At 58.8% G+C, this 26,519-nt stretch carries 24 protein-coding genes; 1 reads left to right on the top strand and 23 read right to left on the bottom strand.

The features are described from left to right. Positions 1–4 precede the first annotated feature (4 nt). The 15 genes from recN to DHN12_RS06670 form a co-directional block, all read right to left on the bottom strand. Positions 5–1,654 carry a DNA repair protein RecN gene (gene recN / locus DHN12_RS06740; RefSeq protein ID WP_108859458.1) on the bottom strand — a complete coding sequence of 550 codons (1,650 nt, stop codon included), beginning with the start codon at positions 1,652–1,654 and terminating at the stop codon, positions 5–7. 35 nt (positions 1,655–1,689) lie between these two features. After that, on the bottom strand, positions 1,690–2,532 hold the full coding sequence (locus DHN12_RS06735) for an outer membrane protein assembly factor BamD (protein WP_108859457.1): 843 nt from the start codon (positions 2,530–2,532) through the stop codon (positions 1,690–1,692). 127 nt (positions 2,533–2,659) lie between these two features. Further along, positions 2,660–3,580, bottom strand: coding sequence for a UDP-3-O-acyl-N-acetylglucosamine deacetylase (gene lpxC, locus DHN12_RS06730; protein WP_108859456.1), 921 nt, complete (start codon positions 3,578–3,580; stop codon positions 2,660–2,662). A gap of 213 nt (positions 3,581–3,793) precedes the next feature. Further along, positions 3,794–5,413, bottom strand: a complete 1,620-nt coding sequence (gene ftsZ, locus DHN12_RS06725) for a cell division protein FtsZ (protein ID WP_108859455.1) — start codon at positions 5,411–5,413, stop codon at positions 3,794–3,796. A 348-nt stretch (positions 5,414–5,761) separates the two neighbouring features. Beyond that, positions 5,762–6,175: a hypothetical protein gene (locus tag DHN12_RS06720; RefSeq protein ID WP_234416570.1), complete on the bottom strand. Its 414-nt coding sequence runs from the start codon at positions 6,173–6,175 to the stop codon at positions 5,762–5,764. Further along, the gene (gene ftsA / locus DHN12_RS06715) at positions 6,162–7,496 is read right to left on the bottom strand and encodes a cell division protein FtsA (protein ID WP_058279582.1); all 1,335 of its coding nucleotides are present in this window, start codon (positions 7,494–7,496) and stop codon (positions 6,162–6,164) included. Before ftsA ends, DHN12_RS06720 begins: the two co-directional genes overlap by 14 nt. An 8-nt stretch (positions 7,497–7,504) precedes the next feature. Continuing rightward, positions 7,505–8,500, bottom strand: coding sequence for a cell division protein FtsQ/DivIB (locus tag DHN12_RS06710; protein WP_108859454.1), 996 nt, complete (start codon positions 8,498–8,500; stop codon positions 7,505–7,507). Then, on the bottom strand, positions 8,488–9,411 hold the full coding sequence (locus tag DHN12_RS06705) for a D-alanine--D-alanine ligase (RefSeq protein ID WP_108859453.1): 924 nt from the start codon (positions 9,409–9,411) through the stop codon (positions 8,488–8,490). Before DHN12_RS06705 ends, DHN12_RS06710 begins: the two co-directional genes overlap by 13 nt. 102 nt (positions 9,412–9,513) lie before the next feature. Beyond that, positions 9,514–10,443 (bottom strand): UDP-N-acetylmuramate dehydrogenase, encoded by a 930-nt coding sequence (murB, locus tag DHN12_RS06700; protein ID WP_108859517.1) that lies wholly within the window; start codon positions 10,441–10,443, stop codon positions 9,514–9,516. Positions 10,444–10,811: 368 nt separating this feature from the next. Beyond that, positions 10,812–11,060 carry a DUF2484 family protein gene (locus tag DHN12_RS06695; protein ID WP_108859452.1) on the bottom strand — a complete coding sequence of 83 codons (249 nt, stop codon included), beginning with the start codon at positions 11,058–11,060 and terminating at the stop codon, positions 10,812–10,814. After that, positions 11,057–11,305, bottom strand: coding sequence for a DUF2484 family protein (locus tag DHN12_RS06690; RefSeq protein ID WP_199913475.1), 249 nt, complete (start codon positions 11,303–11,305; stop codon positions 11,057–11,059). Before DHN12_RS06690 ends, DHN12_RS06695 begins: the two co-directional genes overlap by 4 nt. Positions 11,306–11,381: 76 nt before the next feature. After that, the gene (murC, locus tag DHN12_RS06685; protein ID WP_108859450.1) at positions 11,382–12,791 is read right to left on the bottom strand and encodes a UDP-N-acetylmuramate--L-alanine ligase; all 1,410 of its coding nucleotides are present in this window, start codon (positions 12,789–12,791) and stop codon (positions 11,382–11,384) included. Then, positions 12,788–13,885 (bottom strand): UDP-N-acetylglucosamine--N-acetylmuramyl-(pentapeptide) pyrophosphoryl-undecaprenol N-acetylglucosamine transferase, encoded by a 1,098-nt coding sequence (locus tag DHN12_RS06680; RefSeq protein WP_108859449.1) that lies wholly within the window; start codon positions 13,883–13,885, stop codon positions 12,788–12,790. The genes murC and DHN12_RS06680 overlap by 4 nt, the downstream gene beginning before the upstream one ends. Further along, on the bottom strand, positions 13,885–15,048 hold the full coding sequence (gene ftsW, locus DHN12_RS06675; RefSeq protein WP_058279575.1) for a putative lipid II flippase FtsW: 1,164 nt from the start codon (positions 15,046–15,048) through the stop codon (positions 13,885–13,887). Before ftsW ends, DHN12_RS06680 begins: the two co-directional genes overlap by 1 nt. A gap of 141 nt (positions 15,049–15,189) precedes the next feature. After that, entirely contained in the window at positions 15,190–16,002 is an 813-nt protein-coding gene (locus tag DHN12_RS06670) for an arylamine N-acetyltransferase (RefSeq protein WP_108859448.1), read from the bottom strand. A gap of 149 nt (positions 16,003–16,151) precedes the next feature. Between DHN12_RS06670 and DHN12_RS06665 the strand changes: the two genes are divergently transcribed. Next, positions 16,152–17,333, top strand: a complete 1,182-nt coding sequence (locus tag DHN12_RS06665; RefSeq protein ID WP_108859447.1) for an NAD(P)/FAD-dependent oxidoreductase — start codon at positions 16,152–16,154, stop codon at positions 17,331–17,333. Here DHN12_RS06665 and DHN12_RS06660 read toward each other — a convergent pair. The 8 genes from DHN12_RS06660 to rsmH all read right to left on the bottom strand — a co-directional run bounded on the left by DHN12_RS06660 (position 17,330) and on the right by rsmH (position 26,515). Beyond that, complete coding sequence (locus DHN12_RS06660; RefSeq protein WP_233493524.1) at positions 17,330–17,704, bottom strand: glycine zipper family protein; 375 nt, start codon at positions 17,702–17,704, stop codon at positions 17,330–17,332. The two genes, DHN12_RS06665 and DHN12_RS06660, sit on opposite strands and share 4 nt — an antisense overlap. Positions 17,705–17,809: 105 nt before the next feature. Beyond that, a complete protein-coding gene (gene murD / locus DHN12_RS06655; RefSeq protein WP_108859446.1) occupies positions 17,810–19,210 on the bottom strand; it encodes a UDP-N-acetylmuramoyl-L-alanine--D-glutamate ligase in 1,401 nt (466 codons plus the stop codon). A 150-nt stretch (positions 19,211–19,360) separates the two neighbouring features. Further along, the gene (gene mraY / locus DHN12_RS06650) at positions 19,361–20,443 is read right to left on the bottom strand and encodes a phospho-N-acetylmuramoyl-pentapeptide-transferase (RefSeq protein WP_108859445.1); all 1,083 of its coding nucleotides are present in this window, start codon (positions 20,441–20,443) and stop codon (positions 19,361–19,363) included. 39 nt (positions 20,444–20,482) lie between these two features. Then, positions 20,483–21,874 (bottom strand): UDP-N-acetylmuramoyl-tripeptide--D-alanyl-D-alanine ligase, encoded by a 1,392-nt coding sequence (murF, locus tag DHN12_RS06645; protein WP_108859444.1) that lies wholly within the window; start codon positions 21,872–21,874, stop codon positions 20,483–20,485. Then, positions 21,871–23,352: a UDP-N-acetylmuramoyl-L-alanyl-D-glutamate--2,6-diaminopimelate ligase gene (locus DHN12_RS06640; RefSeq protein WP_108859443.1), complete on the bottom strand. Its 1,482-nt coding sequence runs from the start codon at positions 23,350–23,352 to the stop codon at positions 21,871–21,873. Before DHN12_RS06640 ends, murF begins: the two co-directional genes overlap by 4 nt. A 21-nt stretch (positions 23,353–23,373) precedes the next feature. Then, positions 23,374–25,161: a penicillin-binding protein 2 gene (locus DHN12_RS06635; RefSeq protein ID WP_058274327.1), complete on the bottom strand. Its 1,788-nt coding sequence runs from the start codon at positions 25,159–25,161 to the stop codon at positions 23,374–23,376. After that, the gene (locus DHN12_RS06630) at positions 25,158–25,526 is read right to left on the bottom strand and encodes a hypothetical protein (protein ID WP_058274326.1); all 369 of its coding nucleotides are present in this window, start codon (positions 25,524–25,526) and stop codon (positions 25,158–25,160) included. Before DHN12_RS06630 ends, DHN12_RS06635 begins: the two co-directional genes overlap by 4 nt. Then, positions 25,523–26,515 (bottom strand): 16S rRNA (cytosine(1402)-N(4))-methyltransferase RsmH, encoded by a 993-nt coding sequence (gene rsmH / locus DHN12_RS06625; RefSeq protein ID WP_108859516.1) that lies wholly within the window; start codon positions 26,513–26,515, stop codon positions 25,523–25,525. Before rsmH ends, DHN12_RS06630 begins: the two co-directional genes overlap by 4 nt. Positions 26,516–26,519: the final 4 nt, after the last annotated feature.

Raw genomic sequence — 26,519 nt, 5'->3', positions numbered from 1 at the left:
TGCCTCAGGCCTGCAAAAGGGCTCGGGCGGCAGCGCGCGCCTCGTCCGTGATCGTGTCGCCTGCGACCATACGGGCAATTTCATCCACGCGGTCGGGTTCGGCCAGCGGAACAACGGTAGAAAGGGTCTGCCCGTCGGTGACGTGTTTTTGCACCCGCCAGTGATGCGCCGCGCGGGCCGCCACCTGCGGTGAGTGCGTCACAACCAGCACCTGCCCGCCCTGCGCCAGCGCCGCCAGACGCCGCCCGACCGCATCGGCAGTTGCACCACCAACGCCCCGGTCTATCTCATCAAAAATCATCGTGCGCGCGCTGTCATTCCCGGTCAGGCAGACCTTGAGCGCCAGAAGAAACCGACTGAGTTCGCCGCCCGAGGCGATTTTGTTCAGCGGACCAGAAGGTGCGCCGGGGTTGGTGGCAACTGTGAAAGCTACTGCGTCAATTCCATCGGGACCGGGATCCGCGGCTGTAATTTCCGTTTGGAACACAGCGCGCTCCATCTTCAACGGGGCGAGTTCGGTCATCACGGCGACATCCAGCTGCCCGGCCGCCTTCTGTCGCGCAGCACTAAGCTTGGCCGCTGCGTCATCATATGCGGTTTGTGCGGCGTCTACCGCTGCCCGCTGATCGGCCAGATCCGCGTCGCCTGCGTCAAGTCGGTTCAAACGGTCACGCAAAGTTTCGGCAAAGGTGCCCAGATCATCAGGTGCAACATCATGTTTACGAGCCAGTGCGCGGATGGCGAACAGGCGTTCTTCGGCCTGCTCCAATTCCGCCGGATTGAAATCCAATTTCCGCAGACAAGCATCGACACCGTCCTGCGCCTCACCCAATTCGATCAGAGCGCGCCCCAGGGCCGCGATTGGTGCCTCCAATTGGCCGCCGGCATTGTCCGAGACGCCTTCGAGCCAACGCACAGCGTCCGCCATTGCGCTTTCGGCCCCGTCCCCGCCAAGCAGAGAGAAAGCCCGAGCGACATCATCGCGGATACGTTCAGCCCCTTGCATCATGCGACGGCGGGCATCGAGCTCGGCGTCCTCGCCGGGTTGCGGGTCCAGCTGATCAAGCTCGGATACCGAATGCCTAAGAAATTCCTCTTCCGCGCGCATCGCCGCAAGGGTGGATTCCGTTTGAGCAAGAGCTTTGCGCGCACGTGACATCTCGGACCAAGAGGACCGCACCGTTGCAAGGTGGCCATCGACTCCGGCGTAATCATCCAGCATTGCCCGGTGACCGCGCGGGTTCAACAGGCCGCGATCATCGTGTTGACCATGCAGTTCGATCAGGGTCTCGGACAATGCGCGCAGCACCTCGCCCGAACAACGGCGATCATTGACCCACGCGGTCTTGCGCCCCTCGGCAGTATTCACCCGCCGCAGGATCAGTTCCTCTCCGCCCGGCAGGCCCGCCTCGGCCAGAATTGTATGTGCAGGATGGTCTTCGTTTAATTCGAACTCGGCCACGACTTCACCCTGTGCCGTGCCCTGACGGACTAGTTCAGCCCGGCCACGCCAGCCCAGAACAAACCCCAGCGAATCCAGAAGAATCGACTTGCCCGCACCGGTTTCACCGGTCAACGCATTCAGGCCCGGCTGAAACGTCAGTTCCAGCCGGTCGATGATCAGCATGTCACGGATATCGAGGGCGCGCAGCATCGGGTCTTAGCGTCCCACCCCATTGGCCATGGCGATTACAACCACTCACCTTTGACGGTCTGACGGTAGATCGTGCTGAGCCAGTTGTTGCCACGGCTCTTGAGATCCAACCCGCGAGACGTCAGCAGCGAATAGCCCGCATCGTACCATTCGGACGATTGATAGTTGTACCCAAGAATGGCCCCTGCCGACTGTGCCTCATCCACAAGACCCAGTGCCAGATAGGCCTCAATCAAGCGGTACAGAGCTTCGGCGGTGTGAGATGTGGTTTGGAAATCCTCAACCACCACACGGAACCGGTTAATGGCTGCAGTATAATGGTCCTGGCGCAGATAGTAGCGCCCGATTTCCATCTCTTTACCAGCCAAATGGTCAAAGGCCAGATCGAATTTCAGCACCGCAGAGGTCGCGTATTCGCTATCCGGGTAGACTTCGATCACGGTGCGCAGCGATTGCAAGGCCTGAAAAGTCAGGCCCTGATCACGCCCGACCTCGTCAATCTGGTCATAATAGCTGAGCGCCAGAAGATATTGGGCATAAGCCGCATCTTCGTCCGTCGGGTAGAAGTCGATGTACCGCTGCGCGGCACCTCTGCTTTCTTCGTAGTTTTTGTCCGAGTGGTATGAGAACGCCTGCATGATCAGCGCGCGCTTGGCCCAATCGGAATACGGATACAGACGTTCAACTTCTGAAAAATACCACGCCGCATCGTCCGAACGATTCTGCGACAGCTCATACTCGCCGCGCGTGAATATCTGTTCAGGAGTGAACCCTTCCAGGTTCTGATTGCGGTCTGCGCCTTTTCCAGCGCACGCCGTCAAAACTGCTGTCAGAAGAATCGCGCCTGCGAACCTGACTGCCGCTTTGGTGCCAACCATTCCGCCTATCCTTGTCGTATTACTTGACGGGGTTAAGCCCCGATTTAGGCCAAGGTCTAGCACATAAAATTCCGGTGCAAAACGTCTTATGCGCCCGTTCGCCGAATTGTCGGAAGAGTTGATCCAATCAGGCGACTTCGGGGATTTCGTCCCGGACCAGCCCCTGCCCTGGAAGGCGGGCTGCCTGTTCAGGCGTGCACAGGATCGGACGGACCGCACCCGGCGTCTCGAACAGCTTGCGCAGCAGAGTATTGGTCATTGCATGGCCAGATTTGTCACCGGTAAAGTGACCAAAGATCGGGCCACCTGCCAAATACAGGTCACCAAGAGCATCCAGCATCTTGTGACGCACGGCCTCGTCCGCGCGGCGGAAACCGCCCGGGGTAAGGACTTCGTCACCCTGAACAACGACGGCATTTTCCAGAGTACCGCCCAAAGCCAGCCCGTTTTCGCGCATCGCCTCAACATCAGTACGGCGGCAGAACGTCCGGCAGTCACACAGTTCACGTGCGAACGAGCCGTTGCGCATATCCAGCGTCTTGGTCTGGTTGCCAATGGCACCGTCTTCGAAGTCGATGTGGAAGTCTATGATCAGACCGTTTGCAGGCGCAATCGATGCGCTTGCACCTTCGCGTACAGCGGTCACCGGCTTGAGAACCTCATAGGCCAGAACCGGGCTGGCCTGACGGCGCACACCCTTCGCCATGATACCGCGGACGAAATCAATCGAGCTCCCATCCATGATCGGAACTTCGGGACCATCAATCTCGATCAGCGCGTTATGTATTCCGCAACCAGCCAGCGCGGCCATGATGTGCTCAACCGTAGACACAGACACTCCCGCGTCGTTGATCAGGCGGGTGCACAGCGGGGTGCGCTCGACCACGTCATAGATCGCAGGGACAAGGGCATTGCCCAGCTCAATGTCCGTCCGTTTAAACCAGATGCCGTGACCGGCAGCCGCCGGTTTCAGGACCATCGTCGCAGGCTTACCGCTATGCAGTCCGACGCCTGTAAACGTGACCGGAGATTTGAGCGTATGTTGCAAGGTGAACCTCGAAGAGTGGTGTCCGGCCTCGTTTGGCCGTGTTGGACACTCAGTTAAGGAAGGCGGCGTCAAGGCTCAACTCACTCTTTGCAACCGAATGAAACATGTATGTGACAGATCGGCAAATCCCTGCTCACACTTCCTTAAACATCTGTAAAACAAAAGAAAAGGGCCGCCATTTGGCGACCCTCTGCATTCATTTTGTTACCGCGATCAGTTGGCCTGGCGCCGCAAAAAGGCTGGAATTTCGATCCGGTCCTGTTCGGGGTCGACCTCATCCCTTGCAGGTGCCGTAGCGTCAGATTGGCGCATAACGGGCTGCTGACGCGCTGGTTGCGCCGGAGTATCTGCCGCGTGACCGGTCATCCGATCGATCAATCGGTTAAAGCCAAACCGGGGACGATCATGCGCTTCTTCCTGCGGTACAGGGGTCGGCTGCAGGGTTGCAGGGCGAGCCATCGAAGGGCTCCGCTCGGACGGCGGAACGTTCTGGACTGCGGCCTGCAAGCGCTGCAGCGCCTCGGGCGACGGTGTTCCCGCTGCCGGTTGAGGCTGCGGCGCGACATAGTTTTCGGACGCAGGCTCAACCGGTTCGGGGGTCGGCTCGAATTCGGCAACGCGCGGCTGATAGGCCGGCGGAGGAAGACCATCATCATCCTGCCGGGCGCGCGACTGGAACTGCGGCTGTGCAGGCTCTTCCGGCGCTTCAAACAGCGAGGGTTCGCGGATCATATCTTGATGCGGCGCTTGCTCCGCGACTTCCGCAGCAACCGGAGCCTCTTCCTGCACCGACTCTTCTGCCGAAACGGTGCGGGTCAGCGGTGCCGACATTGAACGGCGCGCGACGGGGACATCTTCCTGCTTTTCACTGGCATCGATACCGGTCGCGACAACCGATACGCGCATGCCGCCTTCCATCACGGTATCCAGAGTCGAACCAACGATGATGTTCGCCTCGGGGTCCACTTCTTCGCGGATGCGGTTGGCGGCTTCGTCCAGTTCGAACAGGGTCAGGTCGTGCGAGCCGGTGATGTTGATCAGAACGCCCTTGGCACCCTTGAGGCTGATTTCGTCCAACAGCGGGTTGGCGATCGCCTTCTCGGCGGCCTGAACCGCGCGATCTTCGCCGGTGGCCTCGCCCGTTCCCATCATCGCTTTGCCCATCTCGTCCATCACGGCGCGAACGTCTGCAAAGTCGAGGTTGATCAGGCCCGGACGGACCATCAGATCGGTCACGCCTTTGACGCCCTGATAGAGAACATCGTCCGCCATCGAGAACGCCTCGGTAAAGGTGGTCTTTTCGTTGGCCAGACGGAACAGGTTCTGGTTCGGGATGATGATCAGAGTGTCGACGACCTTTTGCAGCATCTCAACGCCGTCTTCGGCCTGACGCATCCGCTTGGCACCCTCAAACTGGAAGGGCTTGGTTACAACGCCAACGGTCAGAACGCCCAATTCCCGTGCAGCTTGCGCGATGATCGGGGCCGCGCCTGTACCGGTGCCACCGCCCATTCCGGCGGTGATAAAGCACATATGCGCGCCGGCCAGGTGATCAACGATCTGTTCAATGCTTTCTTCGGCTGCTGCCGCACCCACAGTCGGACGGGCCCCTGCCCCCAGACCTTCGGTGACTTTCACGCCCAGTTGAACCCGTGCCGAGGACTGGCTTTGTTGCAGTGCCTGTGCATCGGTGTTGGCGACCACAAAATCGACGCCGTCCAGCTGTTTCTCAATCATGTTGTTGACAGCGTTGCCGCCTGCACCACCAACGCCAAATACTGTGATCCGAGGCTTCAGTTCGTCGTGCCCGGGCATCGAAAGATTCAATGTCATGCTCTGTCCGCCTGTTTTTTGTTCCCGCCAAAGCGGTGTTTTTCTTACCTATCCACTAACAATCCTACCGTTTGAAACGGCAAACGTCACGCCAAAAATCGCGCAATTCCACAAAATATGGAGGAAATAAGGCGCTGACCGGCAGTATTTCGCAAATACCGCCAGATGTTGCGTAAAGAACTCAATGTAGCACAAAACAGGCGATTTGCGCGCGGCACTCAACCGACGCATCACCAAAAGGACTCATCAACTGTCAAACTGCGGAAAACTGCTCAGGTCCTGCCGCTGGCCTCTGCCGGGCCCTGTGGATATCTTGATGGATAAACGAGTCAGCTGCAACCCATTTCTTTAGCTAATCGGGGTACTTGGACAATTCAAACCGTCCTCGGTGATGCTGCGCACCTCCTGGATTTCGCTGTCCGCAAAAGTGGCCAGTCGCACCATCAACTTGCCCTTATATTCGAAAGGCCACCAGCAGACCGGGATACCATCCGGGTCATCATCATAGAGAAAGCAGATTTGACCATCAGGCGTGGTGATCTGACCATAAACGCAACCGCGCCCCACCATGCGCCAGACCGACAGCACGGGGCTGAGGAACTCTTCAGTTCCTACAAGCTCACCCGTTGAAAAGTCGTGGAACGTGACAGTCTTGCCCTTTACTGCATCCAGAAACGCCTCAGGTGTGATCCGGGTTTGCGCCTGAGTAGTCAGCGGTGCCAGGGCCAGCAGCGCTGCGGCCCCCAGCTTACCAATTGTCACGGAACCAACGCACGGCCCGCTTGAACGGGCGCGCGGCATAGGTGTCGACCGGGATTTCAAAGTCCCACCATTCGTCCTGCGGGTGCGCTGCAAACAGGCTGAGCCCCACTGCGGAGGAGAACCCCGGCCCGGTCGCCGATTGCGGTAGACCATGCACACGCAGCGGCCGGCCAAGGCGGACACGCTGCCCAAGGATGCGGGTGGCCAGTCCGTCCAGCCCCATGATCTGGCTGCCGCCGCCGGTCAGGACGATCTGCTGGCTCGGCATGTGCTCGAACCCGGCGGCATCCAGACGAACACGAACCTCTTCAAGGATCTCTTCCACACGGGGACGCATGATCCCGATCAGTTCAGCTCGGCTGACAGTGCGGCGATCATGTTCCCAATCGCCTGTATCTCCGCCGATGTCGATCAGGTCCCGATCATCCGCGCCAGTTGCGTGAACGCCACCGTTAAAGGTTTTTATCCGCTCAGCCACCGAGGCGGGGATGCCCAACCCCATCGAAATGTCCGAGGTCACATGATCACCACCCATGCGCACGCAGTCGGCATAGATCATGTGCTTCTTCATAAAGATCGACACGCTGGTCGTGCCGCCACCCATGTCGATACAGGCCGCGCCCAGTTCCTGCTCATCCTCGACCAAGGCGGAAACACCAGACACATAGGCCGAGTTTGCAATTCCGGCCAATTCCAAATCACAGCGTTTGATACAGCGCACAATGTTCTGGATCGCGGTCGCGTCGACCGTCAGCATGTGCATGTCGACGGCAAGGCTCTGCCCCATTTGGCCGCGCGGGTCGATCAGACCTGAGCGGTTGTCCAAAGCGAAATTGACCGGTTGGGCATGCAATACCTCGCGCCCTGCCCCGTAATCCGGCACATCACAGGCGTTCAGGACACGGCCAACCTCTGCCTCGGTCACGACCTGACCCTCAAGATCGACCTGCGCGTCCAACCCGTAAGAGCGCGGGTTCGCACCCGAGAAGCTGGCTATCACATGATCGACCCGGATATCGGCCATCTTTTGCGCCGCCTGCAGGGCGGTTCGGATCGCCCGTTCGGTTTCCTGCATGGCGGTGACTTCGCCAAATTGAACGCCCCGCGACCGTGTGGTCGCAGCACCAATCACCCGGAACCCGGTCTGCCCGGCCATCGACCCGATGGTGTTATCCTCGCTCAGGCGGCCGGTCCCGTCAAAGCGCAATACAAGACAGGCAATCTTGGAACTGCCAACATCGAGAATGGCGACAACACCGCGTTGCATGGCTTGTCTGCGCATCTGCCGCATGGCGCGCTGGGACTGATAAAGATCGGTCATCATTGTCGTTACTGCTCGCTACCCACTGTCACTTTTGTATTCCACCAGTCTTCGCTGGCAGCTTTGGTCATTCTTATTGTCGGACGTTGCCCAAGGCGCATGTCGACCACCGCCACGTCACGTTCCAAAAGGTCCTGCACCTCATTCACGGCCAAAACGCGTTCCAACGCGCGTACGGGGCGCTCGGTCGGCAACATGATGCGCTGGCCGCGGTCCATAACCAGGTCCCAGCGACGCTCACCAATCCGGACCAGCCCGCGCACACGGCTGCCCAGGCTGCGGGCGGTTGTCAGCAATTCAAGCGCCTCACCTACGTGACCGTCTGCACCTTTGCCCGCGATCAGAGGTAAATTAGAGTGATCCTTGCGCGACGCGATGCGTTCCACATGCGCGCCGGTTTCATCCAGCAATTCGATCCCATGGCGCGTTCGCCAGACGATGACGGGCTGACGCTCGACAACATCCACCTGCAGAATGCCGCCCGGGCGCACCCGTACCGTGGCGGACCTGACCGGATTCAGTCCTGTGATCGTGTCGCGGATCTGTTCAACGTCCAGGTCCCATGAACTGACGGGGAAATCCAGCGGTACGACCTCGCGGATATCCTCGGACAGGTTTGTCCCTGCCCCGTCAATGGCCATCAGATTGACCATGAACTCTGGCCGTTGCTGGATCGAGGTTTTGATGTCAATGACATAGACCACCACCGCTTCACGGCGTTCCTGCGAGCCGAAATAGATGCCAATTGCGGCGCAAACCGCAAGTACCGGCAGGCCAATCTTTAGGCTGCGCCGAACGCCCCGCGTCAGCATCCAGCGCTGCAGGCGGTAGCTGAGACGAGACGGGGCCGGGTCGAGGCGATCGCCCTTGCCACCAAACATACCATGCAGCCGCAATTTGGGTTCGGCTCCGGTATGTGCGCCGGATTCGAAATCAGCATCGGGACCGGTCAGTTGTTTGGGCCGGTGAACCACAGGCGCTCGGGTGGCTCTTAGCGGTCGCATGATGCGTCCTCCACCATCCAGGCGCAAAGCTGCCCGAAACTCATCCCCAGATGTGCGGCCTGTTCAGGCACCAGTGACGTCGGCGTCATGCCGGGCTGAGTGTTGGTCTCGAGCAGGAAAAGCCCATCGGCACCCATACTGTCATCCCAGCGGAAGTCCGTACGGCTTACGCCCTTGCATCCCAGTGCAGAATGAGCGCGCAATGCGTAGTCCATGCACAGGTCAAAAATCTCGGTCGGTACGTCAGCGGGCAAAACATGCCACGATCCGCCGGGCTTATACTTGGCGTCATAATCGTACCAACCGCCATCGGTCATGATCTCGGTAACCGTTACGGCCTTGTCGTTCATCACCGTTACAGTCAACTCGCGTCCGGCAATGTATTTCTCGACCATAACCTGATCGGGCATTTCATGCGACAGTTGCGGAGGACCATTGGACCCTTCATGCACGATGTAGATCCCAACGCTGGAGCCTTCGTTGTTGGGCTTGGCCACGTAAGGGGGCTCCATCACATGAACCTTAACCACCTCGACCTTGGGTACGATCACGCTGGCAACAACGGGCAGGCCCTCGGCCTCAAACACCTCTTTGCTGCGCTGCTTGTCCATCGCCAGTGCCGAGGCCAGAACACCAGAGTGCGTGTACGGAATGCGCATCCATTCCAGCAAGCCCTGAACGCAACCATCTTCGCCCCAGCGGCCATGCAGGGCGTTAAACACAACGTCTGGTTTGATTTCCAAAAGGCGCGCATAGAGGTCAGGACCAGCGTCCAGCTCAACTACCTCAAAGCCTTCTCCCACAAGGGCGGCCGCGCATTCGCGCCCAGAGCTGAGAGACACCTCGCGTTCCTTCGAGGGTCCACCCATCAATACCGCCACTTTGGGGTTTGTCCTGCTCGACATACCCAACGTGCGCCTCAATGTCCCCGGACCTTATGTGGTGGTCCGTACTGCGTTTATCTCCTTGATCCGTCGCCTTAATTTGCCTGTTATGGTCTGACGGTCAGGGTTTTATTCTGTCAACGGATCACCGATCCGCATGATTTCCCATTCTAGCGTGATGCCGCTTGTTTCGTAAACCTTTTTTCGCACCTCTTCGCCCAGGCCTTCGAGGTCCGCGGCAGAGGCATCACCGGTATTGATCAGGAAGTTCGAGTGCTTTTCGCTCATCTGTGCGCCACCTAGTGTCGCACCGCGCATGCCCGCATCGTCAATGACCTTCCACGCCTTGAGGTCGTGCACATCATCCGCCCGCCCGGTCGAGGAAAACCCCGCGGGGTTGCGGAAGGTTGATCCGGCGCTGCGGTCTTTGGTCGGTTGGGTTTCGTCGCGTTTTTGCAACTGCGCGGACATCCGGGCGTGCAGCTCTTCCGGATCGCCGGATGGACCTTCGAAAGTAGCCGAGATCAGCACCGCGCCTTCGGGCAGATCGGACTGGCGATAACGAAAATTCAGGTCTTCCGGAGTCAGTTCCACAAACTCTCCCTGCCGGGTAACAATGGTCGCCTTGCGCAGCACGTCTGCCGTGTAGCTGCCATAACACCCTGCGTTCATCCGCACCGCGCCGCCAATTGAGCCCGGGATGGTACGCAAAAAGGTCAGGTCCACACCCTCATCCGCCGCCTTGCGCGCCACATGCGCATCCAACGCGGCTGCTCCGGCGGTGACGATGTTTCCCTCAACCGAGATAGCATTGAACCCGCGCCCCAATCGGATCACAACCGCGCGCAAACCGCCATCGCGAACGATCAGGTTTGACCCGACACCCATGGGAAAGACCGAGACGTCGCCGGGCAGATCACGGAGGAAATCCCGCAAATCCTCGGTGTCAGCAGGTTGAAACAAATAGTCAGCCGGGCCGCCAACACGCAGCCAAGTCAAGTCATTAAGACCCCGTTTTTCCGAGAGTTTGCCGCGTGGCTTGGGAAGCAATTGATCCATGGTGCTCTGGTAGTCTGCTTGGGCGGTTTTGTCACCCAATTGCTTGAAATTGTTCTTCCACCGCGCCAGAACGCGGTGCAGTCCCCCGGTGATAAACCCAACGCATAAGGCGGCAATCAACGGAATGGAGACCGCAAGCATGTAGATCACAATCCAAGCGTCTATCATCGCGGATTGTTCATCGATAGATACTGGCTCGAAATGTATGCGGGTAACAAAGCAGTAGAGTCCCGACGCAATCAAAAACAAAAGCAAAATGAGTGGGCCGCGAAGTTTGCCTGCTTTCGTACGTAGATGCGAATAAGTCGCGACCATAACAGAAACTAAGGTAAGCCCGCAGAGAAACGCGAATATTCTGGGGTCCAATTCTATTCTCCGACCATACGCCGCACCCACCGCCCCAGATAGATCACCGGCCAACGCAGTACCGACATTCCTGCCGCGAGAACGATCAGCCCGATCCACGGGCCGTTCTGCAAGGTGACGTAACCCAGTATCGGAATCCCCACAGCGATCAAAACATAGGCGCGCGTCCAGTGGTTGTCCTTGCTGGGGATCATCGCCAGCACATTCGCCGAAATTCCCCAAAGCGCAGCGAGGGCGATCGACAAATTCATTCCTCGACCTCCTGCCCGGTCCAGCGGCGCCAGTAATAGCGAATGGGATTGCGGAACATGGATGCAAAGGCGGCAAAGGCCAGCACCGAAAAAAACCAGCCAAAGTCATGGCCTAACCAGACGATCAGCGCAGGTGCAGAAATGAACAGCACAACGCCCGGCGGAAATTGAAGGCGCATCGGCAGCATGGCCACGATCGTTGAGGCCAAAACCCACAAGCCAGCAAAAAGCACTGAATATACCAACTGCCCCTCCGAGGACGATCCTTGCTGCAACTGCAACATCACACTTTAAAGTTGCAATGCTAGAGAGTCCATTCCATCAAACGGCTTGCTTTTGTCGCAGCCTTTCTGGCAGCCCGTTGGCCCAAGTGCTGATCGTACCAGCGCCGAGACAGACGACCATGTCGCCGGGGCGGGCCTGTTCGCGCACAAGGCGCTCCAGATCGTTTTCGTTCAGCAATGCACGCGCGTGGCGGTGGCCGTGACGGATCAGGCCCTGCACCAGATCATCTCTACTGGCTCCTTCGATCGGGTCCTCTCCGGCAGAGAAAACATCGGCGATGGCGACAACGTCCGCGTCATTGAAGCAGGTGCAGAAATCGTCAAACAGATTGGACAGGCGCGAGTACCGGTGCGGTTGGTGCACGGCGATAACGCGCCCGTCGGTTGCCTGACGCGCGGCTTTTAGAACGGCTGCGATTTCTACCGGGTGGTGGCCGTAATCGTCGATGATGGTAACTCCATCGACCTCTCCGACTTTGGTGAAGCGGCGGTTGACGCCACCGAAATTGGCCAGCGCATCGCGGATTTCAGTGGCCTTCATGCCCAGATGGCGGGCAACGGCCACTGCAGACAGCGCGTTCGAGACATTGTGGTCGCCGGGCATCGGCAATGTGCAGCCCTCGATCATCTTGTCTTCGTACTGAAGGTGGATGTCGAAATGCGCCACGCCGCCCTTGTAGGTCAGGTTCAAAGCGCGCACATCGGCCTGTGCGTTGAACCCATAGGTCCGGACCCGGCGGTCGGTGATACGTCCAACCAACGTCTGCACTTCGGCGTGGTCCGTGCAGCACACAGCCAGACCGTAGAATGGCAGGTTTGATACGAACTCATAAAACCCGTCGCGCAGCTGGTCGAAGTCACCCCAATGCTCCATATGCTCGGGGTCGATATTCGTAACAATGGCAATGGTCGCGGGCAGTCGGTTGAACGAACCGTCGGATTCGTCGGCCTCGACCACCATCCATTCACCCTGCCCCATCCGTGCGTTCGAGCCGTAGGCGTGGATGATGCCGCCATTGATGACGGTCGGATCGAAATCGCCAGCCACCATCAGCTCGGCCATCATTGTGGTTGTGGTGGTCTTGCCGTGCGTTCCGGCAATGGCAATATTCGACTTCAGGCGCATCAGCTCGGCCAGCATGTCGGCGCGGCGAACGACGGGCAGACCTTGCGCCCGGGCACCGTCCAGCTCGGGGTTACCCGGCTTGATCGCGGTCGACACCACGACCACAGCCGCGTTTTCAAGGTTTTCGGCACGCTGACCGACAAATATCTCAGCCCCAAGGCTCGCAAGACGATCAGTGATTTTGGACGCCTTCAGGTCTGACCCCTGCACGCGGTAGCCCAGGTTCAGCAGAACCTCGGCAATGCCCGACATCCCGATCCCGCCGATCCCCACAAAGTGAATCGACCCAACGTCTTGCGGCAGTTTGGTTGCTGGATTCATGTGGTCTCCTTCTGCGCCAGTTGTTCGACGAGGGCCGTCAGACGTTCAGTTGCGTCGGGGGCTCCAGTCGAGAGGGCGGCATGGGCCATCTTTTGCGCGGCTTCGGGGTTGGTCAGAACGGCGGTGATTTGCTCTGTCAGCGCGGGAACGTCAAGTGCGTTTTCGGGGATCATGATCGCGCCGCCTGCCTGAACCAACCCTCGCGCATTGGCAGTCTGATGGTCGCCCGCTGCGGCGGCAAACGGGATCAGGATCGATGGACGTCCGATGACCGAGATATCCGCCACACTGGATGCGCCGGATCGGCTGATGACAAGTTGTGCATCCGACATGCGACGCGGAACGTCGTCAAAGAAAGGTTTGACCTCGGCCCGAATACCATGTTCGGCATAGAACGCCGTAACACGCTCCCCGTCTTCGTCGCGGGCCTGATGTGCGACACGGATATGGCTGCGCAGGTCGTCAGGCAAGGCAGCAATCGCGCCGGGGACAACATCGCTGAGAATGCGCGCGCCCTGACTGCCGCCCATAACCAGAATAGACATAGGATAGTCGCCCGGCGGGATGTAACCTGCGGCCTCGCGCTCAAGCACGGCGGCGCGAACTGGATTTCCGGTATGGATGCCTTTGGCCCCTTCGGGCAGATCGGTCGGCCATACGCCGCATGCGACGTTTGCCACGCGCGTGGCAAACAATTGATTTACGCGCCCCAGAACCCCATTCTGTTCGTGGATCATGCGCGGAATCTTGAGCATCGTCGCGGCCCCCAATGCCGGGATCGACGGATATCCGCCAAAGCCAACGACCGCGTCCGGTTTGTCCCGCATCATCTGGAACACCATGCTGCTGACACCGCCCGCAATCCTTGGTCCGACCAATGCCTTAGCGGCCAGTCCGCCGCGCGCGAAGGTGGCAGAGGCCACCTCGACAATTTCGACCGTTTGGGGAAAGGCGCCTGTGTAGCGCGCGCCGCGCTCATCCGTGGACAGGCGCACGCGCCAGCCTTTATTCAGCATTGCTTCGGCCAACGCCTGCGCCGGGAACATGTGGCCCCCGGTGCCGCCAGCCGCAATCAACAGGTAAGGTTTCCCCATTATCCTCTTCCGCGCAGAATATCGCCAAGTTCGCCCTGTGGGCGGCTTCTGGTGAAGGCCAGCAACATGCCAACAGCGATGCCGCCCGCAATCAGCGACGACCCACCATAGCTGACAAAGGGCAGCGTCATGCCCTTGGCGGGCAGCAGGCGCACGGCCACACCCATGTTGATCATGGCCTGAACGCCAAACATGCAGGCCAGACCGGTCCCGGCCAGACGGATGAACATATCGCGCTCGCGCATCAGCCGCAGAAGCGAGCGTACAACGATCAGTGAATACAGCGCGATGATGATCAGCACCAGGATCAGCCCGTATTCCTCGGCTGCCACGGCGATGATGAAATCCGTATGGGCATCGGGCAAGGACCACTTCACCTGTCCCTCACCCACGCCGACACCGAACAGACCGCCTTCGCGGATGGCATTCGTGGCATAGCCAAGCTGGGTGGTCGGGTCGACCTCCTGGTTCAGGAAGCCATCAATACGGCGAGCAAAGTGTTCCGAATTCGAATAAGCGAACATACCACCTAGGACAACGACGCCCGCCATGCCAACCAGCAGCAGCATCGGCGCACCGGCCACAAAGTACATCACACCCCAACCAAACAGGATCAGGCAGGCCTGACCGAAGTCCGGTTGCAAAACCAGCATCGCCACAATCGCAATGCACAACGCAAATGACCACAACCGCCCCGGAGGGCCGTTGATCTGTTGCGACGCAGCCAGCAGCCACGCGGCCACGACGACAAATCCGGGTTTCAGAAATTCCGACGGTTGCAAAGACGCAAAGCCCAGCGAGTACCAGCGCACCGCCCCTTTTCCGAAATCCGTTCCGAAGACGGGCAGAAAGGCCAGCGCCACAAACGAGGCAAGGAACCCAAGTACTGCCAAACGGCGCACCAAAGTCGGCGACATCATCGACGTCAGCAGCATCGCAATCAGCGCCAGTCCGCCGAACAGCGCCTGCCGTTCGACATAGTGGAACGGATCAAACCCGTTGCGCCCTGCCAGCGGCGGTGATGAGGCCAGCCCCAGCAACAATCCGATGACAAACAGGATCAGAACGCAGGACATCGTCCAGCGATCAATCGTCCGCCACCATTTCGGAAGAATCGGTTCTCCGCGCTGGTCCTGGACCGCGCCATACACCATCTCAGTCATGAGATACCGCCACTATCTGCCTCGTTAACGTCCCGTTTTTCGGGATCTGATTGAGAGTCTACAGGGATTTTTGCGTTTGGGCTAGCGGAATGAATAAGGATGGAGAAATCTGCTCATCGTTGCGGCTGAGCGGCGGAACACCTACCGGACTTTATCATGAAAGAGCTCGTCATGACGTTTCTTGATCTTAGGCCAGACTTCAGCAACCGCCGGGACATTCAGGCCAAAGTCATACTTCAGGCAGTCAACCAACTCCTTTGGTGTCGAAATGGTTTCCTCACGTATTCCCATAGTATCAATCGTCCTCATCACCAGACCGCGTAGTATAATATGCCTGTTGGTATAACGCCTTTGCGCGGTCAGGGTGCGTAGAAATGGCGAGTTGCGATCGGTCTGCAAATGTCGACTGGCAGACTGGAACACGCTTGGTTCGACACTTTCCTGAGTAAACCAATAGCCTGTTTCCCCTCCGCCTGCGCTTTCTGAATATTGAACAAAGCCATCACGCTGGGCGGTTAGCGAAATATTGTAAGGCTGCTGCAATCCCGTGAATGGTTCCAGCGGGATTGGAGTAGACATCGCGCCACCAAATCCAACATCAACAAGCAAATGCTCATCGCACTTGACCTTCAAAAGCATATGATCCGGTGCCTGATCTGGAGAAGGTTTGTCCGGGCCGACGTATCCAGCCAGATATGACACCTGAAATCCGATTTCCTGCAGTACCCAACTGAAAAGAGAGTTTAGCTCAAAACACCATCCGCCACGTTTCCGCGCAACGACTTTTTCAAACACGTCGTTCTGATCAAACGAAACCGGAACCCCCAATTGTTGATCGATATTTTCGAAAGCAACCATCCTTAGTTGGGCCGCGAAGAGATTGTCGAGCGTCGCCCGATCCGGCTTTAGGTCGCCCGAATACGCTATTCGGTCCAAGTAGTTTTCCAAATCCATTTAAGCACCCTCAAAAGCATTGCACTGTTTGGCGTCATAAACTTGCTTGTAATTCCTCAAGCTAGGTTGAGCTCAAGACAAAATTCTGGATCGTTCATCTGAGGCCTTGACCCCTTGCCTTCCTTTGCGATCCAAGCCATGCGCAGCACATGACCTATGACACGATCATCCTTGGCGCCGGTGCAGCCGGTATGATGTGCGCCGCCCATTGCGGCGGGCGCGTTTTGGTGATCGACCACGCCAAGGCTGCCGGAGAGAAAATTCGTATCTCGGGCGGTGGGCGCTGCAACTTCACCAACATGTATGCGGGACCGGGAAACTTCCTGTCGCAGAATCCGCATTTCTGCAAATCCGCGCTGGCGCGGTATACGCAATGGGATTTCATTGATCTGGTCGGTCGACACGGCATCGCGTGGCGTGAGAAAACGCTGGGGCAACTATTCTGCGATGGGTCATCAAAACAGATCATCCAAATGTTGCTGGATGAGATGGAGCGCGCCGGGGCGGAATTGTGGGTTCGGACTGAACTGAAGAACCTGCGTAAGACCGATGGCGGATTTTCTGTTGACCTCGAATGTGAAGGGCAGCGGCATAGCCTTAATTGCACCAACCTCGTGCTGGCTACTGGCGGCAAGTCGATCCCCAAGATGGGCGCGACCGGGCTGGCCTATGACATTGCGCGCCAGTTCGGACTGACGTTAACCGAAACGCGGGCCGCGCTCGTGCCGTTTACGTTTTCGGATGGCAAATTCAAGGACCTGTCTGGCGTATCCCTACCCGCGCGGCTGTCGAATGACCGGACCAGCTTTGACGAGGCTCTGCTGTTCACTCATCGCGGGCTTAGTGGACCATCGGTTCTGCAATTGTCTTCCTATTGGCGCGAAGGCGAGGCGGTCCGCGTAAACCTGATCCCGGATCTGCCGCTGTTTGATTTTCTGCGGGATCAGCGGCAAAGCGGCGGACGCAAGGCGCTGACCACGGAACTGGCGCGCCACCTGCCCGGGCGTCTGGTCGAATACCTGAGCCATCATATCCCCATGCCAGGCAATCTGGCCGATCAGTCGGACGCCGCGCTGTCCGAACTGATCGCAGCACTGTCCGACTGGCAGCTTGCCCCCTCGGGCACCGAAGGGTATCGTACAGCCGAGGTGACGCTGGGCGGGATCGACACTGATAGCCTGTCGTCAAAAACGATGGAGGCCAGGGATGTCCCCGGCCTCTATGCGATTGGCGAAGCGGTGGATGTCACCGGCTGGCTGGGCGGTTACAACTTCCAATGGGCGTGGTCCTCGGGCCACGCCGCAGGAATTGCAATCGCCGGGCAGAGTTAGCCGACGACGTTGTAGCCACGTCCGCGCATGCAGTTGCGCACGATAACTTCTTTGTTTTGGTTCTTGTTGATCACGTCTGCACCCGCGCCAACAAGCGCACCGGCAACTGCCGCACGGCCCAGATTGTCGCTGCTGTCCTGAACAATCCCGGTTACAGCCGCCGCACCTGCCGCGCCTATCGCTGCGTTTCCTGCGGTAGAGCCATCAACGCTGGCTTGTGATGCCGCCAGTTGTTGGCACTGCTGAAGGTCTACGTTGTAGTTCGGGCCGATCGGGCCGTCGACGATTGGTTGATAATTGGCACCTGTGTTGGTGCAGGCGCCGGCAACGAGAATGGCAGGCAGGATCAGAGAAAACTTACGAAATGGCATAGTCATAACCTCGTGTTGTATTTGCAGGCAAGCAAAACCAATAATGATGGCGCGTCAAGCTGATAGCATCGCAGCTTGGCCCAACCGGCGGTCTATTGCAAATGGCTATTCCGGAAGCCTTTGCCTGACTTCCGCTACGAAGTCCTCTCCGCGCTGCTCGAAATTGTCGTATTGGTCGAAACTGGCCGCGGCTGGCGCAAGCAGAACGGTCTCGCCGGGTTGGGCATCCTTCATGGCTTGCTCAACAGCCTCGGACATGGTGGTGCAAACCAGCGCATCGGCCTTAAGTTGCATGGCGAAATTCGCGGCCTCGCGACCAATGACATAAGCTTTGACCACCTGGTCTGCGGCTGCGTTCAGAGCGGCGACACCGCCTTCCTTCTCAAGCCCCCCACAGACCAAGCGGACCTTCCTGAAGGCGATCAACGCCTTGAGAGCGCTGTCCACATTGGTAGCTTTTGAGTCATTCACATAAGTAATACCGCCCGCCTCGGCGATGATTTGACTGCGATGCGGCAGGCCCGGATAGCTGTGCAGTGCGTCTTCGATCACGCGCGGTGCCAGTCCCAGCGCGCGACAGGCGGCATAAGCCGAACAGGCGTTTTGGTGGTTATGCGCGCCGGGAAGGCCTGTGATTCCGCGCAGGTCAATCGAACCCGCTTGCCGTCCCTTACGGTATTCCGACAAGAACCCTTTACGGGCAAACACCTGCCATCCGGGTCCCGTCAGTTTGCGCGCAACCGACACCCGGATAACCCGATCGTCCGCGCGGCCCTCTGCCAGTTGACCGGCCAGAAACGCGCCTTCTTTCTCGTCAATGCCAATCACGGCGCGATCCGGGCCACCTTCGGCGAACAACCGACGTTTGGCGGCAAAATAGCCCCCCATCCCGCCGTGGCGGTCAAGATGGTCGGGCGACAGGTTGGTGAAAACGGCCACGTCCGGGGTCAGGGCGCGGGCCAGTTCTGTTTGATAGCTGGACAGCTCCAGCACAACGACCGAACCGTCACCGCCCGGATCAATATCCAGCACCCCACGACCGATATTACCCGCCAACTGCGCCTCGCGCCCGGCCTCGGTCAAAATGTGATGGATCAGAGCTGCGGTGGTCGATTTTCCGTTCGACCCGGTCACTGCGATCACACGCGGCGGAGTGTCATAGTTGTTCCATTCAGGTCCTGCAAAGGATCGGAAAAACAAACCGATGTCGTTGTCGACCGGGACACCGGCCTCAAGCGCCGCAGCAACAACCGGGTTCGGTTCTGGGTAAAGATGAGGAATACCGGGAGAGACAATAAGCGCCGCGATGTCTTCAAAAGCGCCATGACGGCGCAGATCGACGCAGACGAACCCCTCGGCCTCGGCCTTTTCCTGGGCGGCAGGATTGTCATCCCAACACACAGGCTCAGCTTTGCCTGCCTGCAGGGCACGCGCCGTGGCCAGCCCCGACCGGCCTAGCCCCAGAACCGCAACCTTCTGCCCTGAAAACCCTTTGACCGGGATCATATTGCCCACCTTTTTTTGACGTAAATTTGGCCGCCACACTGCACCGAAGAAATCACCGATGGCAAGGGTGGCAAAAGGCTCGCGCGTCAGCGCGAGCCGAGCCCAACAGGTGACAGGTGGACCGCAGGTCCGCTGAACCTGGCGGGAGCTTTACCGGATCTTCAGCGTTGCCAGACCGATCATCGCCAGGATCAGCGAGATGATCCAGAACCGGATCACGATCGTCGGCTCTGCCCAGCCCTTTTTCTCATAGTGATGATGGATCGGCGCCATCAGGAACACGCGCCGCCCGGTGCGTTTGAAGTACAGCACCTGGATGATCACGCTCAACGCTTCGACCACGAACAAACCGCCGACGACTGCCAGCACCAGTTCGTGCTTGGTGGCCACCGCAATGGCACCCAAAGCACCGCCCAACGCAAGCGACCCGGTGTCGCCCATGAACACCGCAGCCGGAGGTGCGTTGTACCAAAGGAACCCAAGGCCCGCGCCAAACAAAGCCGAGGTAAAAATGAAAATCTCACCGGTTCCCGGCACGTAATGAACGTCCAGATATTCGGTAAAGTCGACCCGTCCCACGGCGTAGGCAATCACCCCCAGCGTCGAGGCCGCGATCATCGCCGGCATGATGGCCAGACCATCCAGACCATCGGTCAGGTTCACCGCATTGGCCGCGCCAACGATCACGATGATCGAGAAGGGAATGTAGAATATGCCCAGATTGATCAGTGTATCCTTGAAAATCGGCAAAGCCAGCTGGTTTTGCAGCGCCTCGGGATGATGCAGCGTAGCCCAGGCCGAGGCCAAAACTGCGATGATCACCCCTAGCGCCATACGCATTTTGCCCGAAACGCCCTTGGTGTTCTGCTTCGATACCTTTGCATAGTCATCTGCAAACCCGATCGCCGCATAGGCCAGCGTTACAAACAAGACCATCCAGACGTAAGGGTTGTCCCACCGGGCCCAGACCAGGGTCGATGTCACCAGCGCGCCTACGATCAAAAGCCCGCCCATTGTCGGTGTGCCTGCCTTCGAAAAATGCCCCTCTGGGCCGTCATCCCGAATAGGTTGGCCTTTGCCCTGTTTTTTGCGCAGCACATTGATCAGCGGCTTCCCGAAAAGAAAACCAAAGATCAACGCAGTCAAAAAGGCGCCGCCAGCGCGGAACGTGATGTATCGGAAGAGGTTAAAAAAATCCCCTCCGTCCGACAGGGCGGTCAACCAATAGAGCATTACAAAACCTTTCTCACACTGAGGTCGCGGGCGCGGTCATCAATCAAGCGCGCCCCCTTGCCCCATTTTACGCAAACCGTCAACAATCTGTGCCAGCGCCATGCTCAACGATCCCTTTGCCAACACAGTGTCACCGGCCTGAACAATCTCTGGTAGATGGACGGCCATCTCGGTGCTGGTCTTGAACCAAAGCCCGCGTTTGCCCGTCGGAAGTGCATCGTGCAGCGCCTTCATCAGCGGACCAACGCAATGCACTTTGTCCACGCGCTGCATGGCCGAAACATCCGCCATCGCCGCATGCATAGTATTCTCTTCCGGCCCCAACTCCTTCATATCCCCAAGAAAAGCGATACGACGCTGACCTTTCGCGGCGGCCAAAACATCCAGTGCGGCCTCCATCGACGTTGGGTTGGCGTTGTAGCTGTCATCCAGCAGTTCGATCCGGCCACCGTCGGTCAACGCGATCTGTTCGCGCACCCCGCGACCCTTGACCGGCGACCATCCGCCGAGACCTTCAATCGCCTGATCCAGATCGACGCCCATTTCAACACAGGCAGCCAATGCCCCCAGCGCGTTCATGGCGAAATGCGTGCCCGCTGACTGCACATCAAACGCAAACGGGCGCCCTGCGACTGTTGCCTTTGCATGAACCGAGTCAGCTTCTTGGGTTACATCGTTCAATGTGTAGTCAGTGCCATTGCGGCCGAAATCCACCGTTTTCGCACCTAAATCCCGCGCACAATCGCGCAGGATGTCCGCATGGTCGATATCTGCGTTCAGGATGGCCGCGCCGCCCTCCGTCAGGCCGTCAAAAATTGCGGCCTTCTCATGTGCAATACCGGCCACCGATTCAAACGCTTCAAGGTGTACAGCCGCCACAGTCGTGACCAGCGCCACATGCGGGCGGGCTTGCTGCGCCAGTGGAGAGATCTCACCGGGGTGGTTCATACCAATCTCGATCACAGCGAATTCTGTGTCACCCGGCATCCGCGCCAAGGTAAGCGGCACGCCCCAATGATTGTTGTAGCTGGCAACGCTGGCATGAGTTTTTCCATGCGTTTCCAGAATGGTGGCCAGCATTTCCTTGGTCGATGTCTTGCCGACGCTCCCGGTCACCCCCAACACCCGCGCGTCGCAGCGGTCACGACCCGCGCGCCCCAACGCCTCAAGCCCCAACTGCACGTCTTCGACGATCAGCAAGGGCGCGTCCTCTGGCACGCCCTCGGGAATACGGGACACCAAGGCCGCCCCGGCGCCTTTTTCCAAAGCCTGTGCCACGAATTCATGCCCGTCCCGCGCGGCTGTGAGTGCGACGAAAAGATCGCCGGGCTGGATGGTGCGCGTGTCGATCGACACACCATTGACCGCCCAATCCGAAGTGACGCGTCCACCGGTTGCCTCCGCAGCCTCCGCTGCAGCCCACAATGTCATGCCATCCTCCCGTCCAGTGCGGCCACACTGATGCTGGCCTGTTCGACATCATCAAATGGCAAAACCTGATCGCCAACGATCTGGCCGGTTTCATGCCCCTTGCCCGCAATCAAAAGCGCGTCCCCGGGTTGCAGCGCGTCTATCCCGCGCAAGATGGCCTCGGCCCGATCGCCGACCTCGGTGGCCTCTGGTGCCCCGTCCATCACGGCGGCGCGTATAGTGGCCGGATCTTCGCTGCGCGGATTGTCGTCCGTGACGAAAACCAAGTCTGCGTGATTGGCGGCGGCTTGTCCCATCAACGGGCGCTTGGTCGCGTCGCGATCACCACCCGCGCCGATAATAGCTATCAGGCGGCCCATCACATGCGGGCGAAGTGCCTTGAGTGCGGTCGCCACTGCGTCAGGTGTATGAGCATAATCCACAAAAACCGCTGCCCCATTCTCTCGCGTCGCGGCCAGCTGCATGCGTCCACGAACCGTCGTGAGATGCGGCAGGGTTTCGAACACTCGTTCAGGCTCTTCCCCTGCAGCAATAACCAGACCGCAGGCCAACAAGATATTTTCGGCCTGAAAGCCGCCGATCAGATTCAAACGGGTTTGGAAGATCTTGCCCTGCCAAGAAAACCGCAGGTCCTGACCTGTTGCGTCAAACCGCTGATTCATCAGGCACAGGTCTGCTTCCCCAAGCCCAACGGTCAAAACCTTCTGCCCCCGGTCTTTGGCAATTCGGAGGACCTGAGCGCCCTTGGGATCGCTCATGTTGACGACAACCGTGCCGTCTTGCGGCAGGACCCGATCAAACAGACCTGCCTTGGCATTGAAATACGCCTCGAACGTTTCGTGGTAGTCCAGATGGTCCTGAGTGAAGTTCGAAAACCCCGCCGCAGCCAGCTGTACCCCGTCCAAGCGGCGCTGTTCCAACCCGTGCGAGGATGCCTCCATCGCAGCATGAGTCACTCCGTTCTCCGCGGCCTCGGACAGGCAACGATGCAAAGTGATTGGTTCGGGCGTTGTATGGGCTAGTGGTGCGGTCCACGCCCCCTCGACCCCTGTGGTCCCGAGGTTGACCGCGGCGTGACCAAGTTCGGTCCATATCTGGCGAACAAATGTCGCGACCGAAGTTTTGCCATTGGTGCCAGTAACCGCAACGATGGTCTGCGGTTGCGCTCCGAACCACAGTGCGGCGCACCCGGCCAGCGCTTGACGCGGATCTTCGACCACGATCAACGCGGCCTCGGACGCGGCCAGCTTTTTTGCAGCGATCTCTGCCCCCTCAGCGTCCGTCAGGATGGCTGCGGCGCCCATACGCAAAGCGTATTGAATGAACTCACCGCCGTGAACACGCGTACCGGGAAGTGCCGCAAAGAGGAAACCGTCTTTGACTTCGCGGTTGTCGACCGCCAACCCTGTGATATCAGGATTGGTGCCACCTCGGGCGGTCAGGGCCAGTTGGCTGAGTTTCTTTGTCCTTGCGCCCATGACCCACCTCGTTTGGACAGCCTAATTTGAGGTCAGCGTTATAGCAGCGCCGGCCTCAGGCTCAACCCGAGGACGCAGGCCCAGCAAAGGTGCGATGCGCCCGATCAATTCTGCGGCCACAGGAACCGCTGTCCAACCTGCCGTACGGCGCTTTTCGCCATAGGCAAGGATGGATGGTTCGTCCAACGTTACGATCAGGACATATTTTGGGTCATAGGCGGGAAAGAACGTCGCGAAGGTCGCAATCACCTTGTCGTCGTAATAACCGCCGCGCGGCTTGGGCTTATCCGCGGTGCCGGTCTTACCCGCCACATCATAGCCTGCCACATCGCCAAAACTGGCGGTGCCATCTGTTACCACCCGGCGCAACATGTTCTGCGCCTGGTTTGCCGCGTTATCAGACATCACCCGAGGACCGTATTGCGGCCCATTTTTGCGCAGAATCGTCGGGCTTACATAGTGCCCGCCATTGGCGATCGCCGCGTAACCCGCCGCCAGATGCATGGGGCTGGTCGACAGACCATGACCATAAGAGATGGTCACCGTACTCAGCTCGCCCCATTTTTTGGGCTTCAGCGGCTCACCACCCTTCGCCTCGACGATTTCGAACGGGGTGGGATCGAACATACCAAGAGATTCCAGGAAATCCTGCTGCCGTTGCGCGCCGATCTGCAGCGCCAGTCGCCCGGTGCCCCGGTTCGAGCTGTGGACGATCACATCCGCGACGCTGATCTTGCCGTAATTCTTGCCGTTGAACTCACCAATCGGGAAACGGCCGATCTTCATAGGCCCTGAAGTATCGATGATCGTATTTGAATTCACCAAACCCAACTGAACCGCCTGCGCAGCGGTGAATATCTTAAACACAGATCCCAGTTCATAAACGCCCTGAACATAGCGATTGAACAGTGGGCTGTCTGAGGGATCGAACCCCGAGGTCGGCGGGCGCGGGCGATCATTGGGATCGAAGGACGGCAAAGAGGCCGCCGAGATCACCTCGCCGGTATGCGCGTTCATCAGAACCGCTGACGCCCCCTTGGCGTTCATAATCTTCATGCCGCCAAACAGCACCTGCTCAACGGCGGCTTGAACCGTCAGGTCCAGCGAGAGCTGCAGCGGCTTGGTACCATTCGCGGGATCACGCAAGTAGTCGTCGAATTGCTTTTCAACACCGGCCACACCGATCACTTCGGCAGCACTGACACCTTCGCGCCCAAAGCTTGACCCGCCTAGGATATGCGCCGCCAGACGGCCATTCGGGTACAACCGCATCTCACGCGGGCCGAACAGAATGCCCGGGTCACCGATATCGTGCACGGCTTGTTTCTGCTCGGGCGAGATACGCTTTTTGATCCACAGGAATTTGCGATTCCCAGTGAAATCCTTGACTAGGCGTTCTTTTTCCAGATCGGGGAAGATCGCGACAAGCTGATCAGCGGCAGCAATCGGGTCGATCATCAGCGGCGGCTGCGCGTATACCGAATAAGTGTCCAGATTGGTCGCAAGAATGCGCCCTTCCCGGTCTACGATGTTGGCCCGCTGCATCGCAATGGCTGCACCAGGGGCCGAGGCCACGGGTTCTTGCGCTTCGGATGTGGCCAACATGCCCATCCGGACGCCCACGACTGAAAAGGCACAGAAAAAGAACAGACCCAGCACCAGCAAGCGGCCCTCAGCACGGGTGCGGCTGCGGTCTTTCATGTCTTCGTGACGCTTGCGGATATTTTCGCGCTCGATGGCTTTGGGATTCTCGCCCCGCGAGCGCGCGTCAAGGATTCGAGCCAGAGGGCGCAGCGGCGTTCGGGTCATGGGATTTGCACCTCACCCAACGCTTGAATGTTTGTGATGGCCTGAAGCTCGATCGGGTCGACGATCGGCAGGTCAGGATCTTCCGCATAGGCAATCTGATCGGCGCGACCGAATTGCTCGGCCCGCAGGGGCAAAAGGCCCAACCGTTCAAAGTTCAGATCAGCAAGCTCACGCAACCTGTCGGGGCGGTTCAGATAGGCCCATTCGGCGTTCAAAACCGCCAGCTTCACTTGCGCCATACCAATTTCGCGCTGCAGCTTCTGCGTTTCCTTCACAACCTGCTGCGTGCGATAGTTTTCCTGATACGCCCACAGCGCCAGTCCAAACACGGACAGAGCAGTCAACACATACAAAACACTCTTCATTTTGCTCTTCCCCCTAGTTGCGGCATACCAACGGCGCGGGCATCAATTTCCCCCGACGGCGCATCCGTTCGAATTGCAACACGCAGCTTTGCCGAGCGCGAACGCGGGTTTTCCTGCAGCTCCTGATCATCCGGTCCCACGGCTTTACGAGTCTTAAGCGTGAACTGCGGCAGCTCCTGCTCAATCTCGGGCGCGTATCGATTGGCCCGGCCCGTCTTTCCCGCACGGGACTGAAAGAACCGTTTGACCATCCGGTCTTCGATGGAATGGAACGTTACGACTGCCAGTTGACCGCCCGGCTTCAACGCACGTTCCGCAGCCATAAGACCCTGAAACAGCTCTTCATATTCAGCATTCACTGCGATCCGCAGACCCTGAAAACTGCGCGTTGCAGGGTGGGACTGCCCCGGCTTGGGACGCGGCAAACAGGATTCGATGATCTGGACGAGGCGCAGAGTTGTTGTAATCGGCTCTTCTGCACGCGCTTTGGCGATGGCTTTAGCAATGCGGCGGCTGGCACGCTCTTCGCCATAATGATACAGGATATCAGCTAGTTGTTCCTCGGTCGCAGTGTTGACCAAATCAGCCGCGCTTTCGCCTTCCTGGCTCATTCGCATGTCGAGCGGGCCGTCTTTCATGAAAGAAAAGCCGCGTTCCGCCAGATCCAGTTGCATCGACGAAACCCCCAAATCCAGAACGATACCATCCAGATCCTGTGCGTATTCGTCCATGCGCGAGAATACACCCGGCTGCATCACAAGCCGGTCGCCATAACCTTTGACCCAATCCGCCGCCATTTCAAAGGCCAACGGATCACGGTCCACGCCTATGACTTTGTCAGCGCCCGCTTCCAGCAGGCCCCGCGTATATCCGCCCGCACCAAACGTTCCGTCCAGCCAGACACCCGACACGGGCGCCACAGCAGCCAGCAACGGACGCAGCAGAACGGGGATATGAGGTTTATCGGAAGAGGTTTTAGCGCCGGCCATGCCG

The organism is Ruegeria sp. Alg231-54 (assembly GCF_900143525.1).
Lineage (GTDB): Bacteria > Pseudomonadota > Alphaproteobacteria > Rhodobacterales > Rhodobacteraceae > Ruegeria.
This window is presented reverse-complemented; position numbering and strand designations above follow the sequence as displayed.

Bases quoted from the DNA above. Each gene is read 5' to 3' on its own strand.
- recN (WP_108859458.1), bottom strand. From the start codon at position 1,654: ATGCTGCGCGCCCTCGATATCCGTGACATGCTGATCATCGACCGGCTG.
- DHN12_RS06735 (WP_108859457.1), bottom strand. From the start codon at position 2,532: ATGGTTGGCACCAAAGCGGCAGTCAGGTTCGCAGGCGCGATTCTTCTG.
- ftsZ (WP_108859455.1), bottom strand. From the start codon at position 5,413: ATGACATTGAATCTTTCGATGCCCGGGCACGACGAACTGAAGCCTCGG.
- ftsA (WP_058279582.1), bottom strand. From the start codon at position 7,496: ATGACCGATCTTTATCAGTCCCAGCGCGCCATGCGGCAGATGCGCAGA.
- DHN12_RS06710 (WP_108859454.1), bottom strand. From the start codon at position 8,500: ATGCGACCGCTAAGAGCCACCCGAGCGCCTGTGGTTCACCGGCCCAAA.
- murB (WP_108859517.1), bottom strand. From the start codon at position 10,443: ATGGATCAATTGCTTCCCAAGCCACGCGGCAAACTCTCGGAAAAACGG.
- DHN12_RS06695 (WP_108859452.1), bottom strand. From the start codon at position 11,060: ATGAATTTGTCGATCGCCCTCGCTGCGCTTTGGGGAATTTCGGCGAAT.
- murC (WP_108859450.1), bottom strand. From the start codon at position 12,791: ATGAATCCAGCAACCAAACTGCCGCAAGACGTTGGGTCGATTCACTTT.
- DHN12_RS06680 (WP_108859449.1), bottom strand. From the start codon at position 13,885: ATGGGGAAACCTTACCTGTTGATTGCGGCTGGCGGCACCGGGGGCCAC.
- ftsW (WP_058279575.1), bottom strand. From the start codon at position 15,048: ATGACTGAGATGGTGTATGGCGCGGTCCAGGACCAGCGCGGAGAACCG.
- DHN12_RS06670 (WP_108859448.1), bottom strand. From the start codon at position 16,002: ATGGATTTGGAAAACTACTTGGACCGAATAGCGTATTCGGGCGACCTA.
- DHN12_RS06665 (WP_108859447.1), top strand. From the start codon at position 16,152: ATGACCTATGACACGATCATCCTTGGCGCCGGTGCAGCCGGTATGATG.
- DHN12_RS06660 (WP_233493524.1), bottom strand. From the start codon at position 17,704: ATGCCATTTCGTAAGTTTTCTCTGATCCTGCCTGCCATTCTCGTTGCC.
- murD (WP_108859446.1), bottom strand. From the start codon at position 19,210: ATGATCCCGGTCAAAGGGTTTTCAGGGCAGAAGGTTGCGGTTCTGGGG.
- mraY (WP_108859445.1), bottom strand. From the start codon at position 20,443: ATGCTCTATTGGTTGACCGCCCTGTCGGACGGAGGGGATTTTTTTAAC.
- murF (WP_108859444.1), bottom strand. From the start codon at position 21,874: ATGACATTGTGGGCTGCAGCGGAGGCTGCGGAGGCAACCGGTGGACGC.
- DHN12_RS06640 (WP_108859443.1), bottom strand. From the start codon at position 23,352: ATGGGCGCAAGGACAAAGAAACTCAGCCAACTGGCCCTGACCGCCCGA.
- DHN12_RS06635 (WP_058274327.1), bottom strand. From the start codon at position 25,161: ATGACCCGAACGCCGCTGCGCCCTCTGGCTCGAATCCTTGACGCGCGC.
- DHN12_RS06630 (WP_058274326.1), bottom strand. From the start codon at position 25,526: ATGAAGAGTGTTTTGTATGTGTTGACTGCTCTGTCCGTGTTTGGACTG.
- rsmH (WP_108859516.1), bottom strand. From the start codon at position 26,515: ATGGCCGGCGCTAAAACCTCTTCCGATAAACCTCATATCCCCGTTCTG.